The following is a 3,399-nucleotide window of genomic DNA, read 5'->3' as shown; positions in this document are numbered from 1 at the left end:
ACGGACGCCGCGCGTCGCCGAGGACGAGCGGCAGCGTGGTCGTCGGTCGGGGACGTCGACGAGCGGAAGCAGCCCTCCAACACGCCGTTACGATGCGGTTCGCGGCCCGGACCGGAAGTCCGAGGCTTCCGAGATCGTCGGTCAGGGGCCCAGGACCCGGGTCACGGCGGAGGTGCGGCTGGTGACCTGTAGGCGTTCGAAGATGTGCTCGAGGTGCTTGCGGACGGTGGCCTCGGTGATGGACAGACGCCGGCCGATCTGCCTGTTGGTGTGGCCGGCGGCGACCAGCTGGAGCACCTGACGTTCGCGGGTCGTGAGAACGGGCGTTGTGCGTTGTCGTCGGCATTGCCGCTGATACGCCTCGTAGAGGTGTGGCCGCAACAGGGCGAGCAGGCCCCGGTCACGGTCGGAGAAGTCGGATCCGCGCCCGCGGAAGAACATCACCCGAAGCGTCCGCCCGGGCTGACTCGGCAGGCACAGGAACAGCGCGCGCTCCACACCCTCCAGCCGGAAGCACTCGCTGAAGATCGGGGTGGCGTGCAGCTCGCGGTCGGAATGGAAGTCCGAGATCGTACGGATCGTCGTGAGGTCACCGGTCAGCTCCGGGTAGCAACAGACCGGACTCTCCCAGTAGAGGCTCCAGAACGCGGCCGACCATGCCTCTAACGCGTCTCCCTTGAGACCCAGTTCGCCGACCTCCTGCTCGAAGTCGGTGACCTGGCAAGACGAGTCCAGCAGGGCGAAGGTGACGTTCTCGCACGGAATCAATTGCTGAAGCGCCGCCAATATCGAATGCGGCAAGGCATCGTCGGCGTTGCGGTCATCGGCACCGGCAACGATGCCCAGCATGGTGTGAAGATCGCGCTCGGTGATCATCATGCGACCGGCCATCTCAGCCTCCACAACGAGCCTAAACCTCGGTCCGCGCCGATGACAGGCGGCAGACACGGGGCATACGCGGAACCGCTAATAGCGGCGCCATCCAGGCGCGGCCACGCTCCTCCTGTAACCACTCTCGGTCAACGGCAGGAGGACGTCATGCCTACAAAAGGGTCGTGGTCGCTGGGTGCCCTGGTAGCAGTGCCCGTTGCGGTGATCGTCAGTGTGGTCGGTACGGCCGATCCCCCGGCGCCACCGGCGCCGAGCCCGGCAACCGCCGTGATCGACCGCGACGGATTCACGCTGTACCGCTACGACGAAACCCGGCTGCCGATAGCCCAGCGGCGCACCGACCCGCGCATCGACCCCGTACCCGATCGCCGTCTGCTCACCTGCGACGCCGGCGCACCGCCGGACTGGCCGATCGTCGATCACGACCACAACCCGACGCTCCCCGGCGTGGACCCCCGCATCCTCGGATATCTGCAACGCGCCGGAGGTCACCGGCACCTGACCATCAACGGCTGCCCGGTGTACCGGTACGGAGCGGACCGGCCCGGCCAGACCACCGGGGACGGCGCGGCCGACACGTGGTTCGCGATCACCCCGACGGATGTCCAGCCACGCCGCCTTCGCTGGTAAGTCTCGCCTTGCCGAACGAGCGCCGAGAATCACGCCGAGGGCCGGCGGCGTTCGCGCCCGCAGACAGGGACTGTGGCCAGCCACGGTGTCATCCGGGGGCCGGCGGCGGATGATGGACCCGTGCGGCACACCGTTCTGGTGGTTGACGATCATGCCGAGTTCCGGATCTCGGTGCGGGCTCTGCTCGAGGCGGACGGTTTCGACGTGGTGGGCGAAGCCGGCACCGGAGCGGAGGCGATCGACGCCGTCGGCATCTTGCGTCCACAGGTGGTGCTGCTGGACGTCCGGCTACCGGATGTCGACGGCATCACGGTGGCCGAGGCGGTCGCATCGGTGCGCACGCCCCCCATGGTCGTGCTGGTGTCCAGCCGGAACGCCGAGGCCTACGGCGCCCGCCTGCGGCACGCCCCGGTGCGGGGTTTCCTGCCCAAGGCGGACCTGAGCGGCGCGTCGTTGCGACGCCTGCTGGGTTAGGTGTGCGATGCGGCGCCTCTGGCTCACGGTCGCGGTCATCGGTGCCGCCGGTGGCGTCGCGGCCGACCTGTGGGCATTCGATGCCGGCCGGCCGCTGCTGTGGGCGCCCGACCTCGCCGTGGGGCTGGTCCTGCTCGCCGCCGGTGCGTCGTCGGTGGCGCGCCGGCGGCACGCCGGCGTGCTGCTGATCGCGACCGGGCTGACCTGGTTCGCCGGGACGGTGGCGCCGGAGGCGGCGTACTGGCATCGCGGAGTCCTGGTTCATCTGCTCGTCTCGTTCCCGGAGGGCCGTCCCGCGTCCCGGACCGGCTGGCTGCTGGTGGGGGCGGGTTACACGGCGGCGGTGGTTCCGCCGATCTGGCACGGCGAGGTGCCGACGGTTGTGCTGGGCGGCCTTGCCGCCGGCGTGTCGGTGGCCGGTCTGTGGCAAGCACGGGTACGCGGGCGGCGCAGCCGCCGAACCGCGTCCGGCATCGGCGCGGGCCTGTCCGCGGTGGTGGTGCTGGGCGCCGTCGCGCGGCTGACCCTGCCGCCCGGGTCGGCCGGCCTGCCGTCGCTGCTCGGGTACGAGGTGGCTCTGGTCGTCGCCGCGGGTTTCCTGTGGGCCGGTCTCCGCCCCGTCGGTGTGACGGCCGTGACCGATCTGGTGGTGGACCTCGGCAGCAACCGGTCCGCTCCCCTTCGCGCCGCGCTGGCCGACCTGATCGGCGACCCTGCCACACGCCTCGGCTTCTGGCAGGCGTCGCGCGCGGCCTACGTCGACGACGCCGGCGATGTGCTGACGGAACCGGCCGCGCGCAGCGGACGGACGCTGACCAGGATCGACCGGGACGGCCGGCCGTTCGCCGCTCTGCTGCACGACTCCGCTGTCGGCGCGGGCGCCACGGTGGCGGAGGCGGTCTCCGCCGCCGGTCGGCTGATGTCGGCTCATGCCGGACTGCAGGACGGCATCCGGGCACGGGTGGCGGAGGTGACGGCGTCGCGGCGCCGGCTGCAGCAGGCCGTCGACGGCGAGCGGCACCGGCTGGAGCGACGGTTGTCCACCGTTGCCGAGGCACCGATGCTGGAGATGTCCGACGTTCTGGACCGGATCGCACGGCATGGTGACGCCCATGTGGCGAGGGCACGGGATCAGCTCGGGCGCACCCTGCTCGACCTGCATGATGCGGCCCGCGGGTTGTATCCGCACGAGCTGGCCGGCGGACTCGCTCCCGCCCTGTCCGCACTGTCGGGCCGCTGTCCCGTCGCGGTCGACCTGACGGTGCCCGATGAGCGCTTCGGCCCGGAGATCGAGGTCGCGGTCTACTACCTCTGCGCCGAGGCACTCACCAACGTCGTCAAGCACAGCGCGGCTTCCACGGTGCGGATCGCGGTGGTCGTACACCCCGCGGCTCTTGTCGTCAC

General features: G+C 70.8%; 3 protein-coding genes and 1 pseudogene. 3 read left to right on the top strand and 1 reads right to left on the bottom strand.

Annotation, left to right across the window (positions count from 1 at the left end):
* Positions 1–141: 141 nt before the first annotated feature.
* On the bottom strand, positions 142–876 hold the full coding sequence (locus tag AB0M20_RS33435) for a helix-turn-helix transcriptional regulator (RefSeq protein ID WP_364304332.1): 735 nt from the start codon (positions 874–876) through the stop codon (positions 142–144).
* Between the two features lie 162 nt (positions 877–1,038).
* Between AB0M20_RS33435 and AB0M20_RS33430 the strand changes: the two genes are divergently transcribed.
* The 3 genes and pseudogenes from AB0M20_RS33430 to AB0M20_RS33420 all read left to right on the top strand — a co-directional run.
* Positions 1,039–1,521, top strand: a complete 483-nt coding sequence (locus tag AB0M20_RS33430) for a hypothetical protein (RefSeq protein ID WP_364304331.1) — start codon at positions 1,039–1,041, stop codon at positions 1,519–1,521.
* Positions 1,522–1,641: 120 nt separating this feature from the next.
* Entirely contained in the window at positions 1,642–1,995 is a 354-nt protein-coding gene (locus tag AB0M20_RS33425; RefSeq protein WP_364304330.1) for a response regulator transcription factor, read from the top strand.
* Positions 1,996–2,002: 7 nt separating this feature from the next.
* Positions 2,003–3,399 (top strand): annotated as a pseudogene (locus tag AB0M20_RS33420) (hypothetical protein); the annotation flags it as partial.

Source organism: Actinoplanes sp. NPDC051633 (assembly GCF_040681735.1).
Classification (GTDB): domain Bacteria; phylum Actinomycetota; class Actinomycetes; order Mycobacteriales; family Micromonosporaceae; genus Actinoplanes.
This window is presented reverse-complemented; position numbering and strand designations above follow the sequence as displayed.

Excerpts from the sequence above, each read along its gene's own strand:
- AB0M20_RS33435 (WP_364304332.1), bottom strand. The coding sequence starts at position 876 with ATGATCACCGAGCGCGATCTTCACACCATGCTGGGCATCGTTGCCGGT.
- AB0M20_RS33430 (WP_364304331.1), top strand. The coding sequence starts at position 1,039 with ATGCCTACAAAAGGGTCGTGGTCGCTGGGTGCCCTGGTAGCAGTGCCC.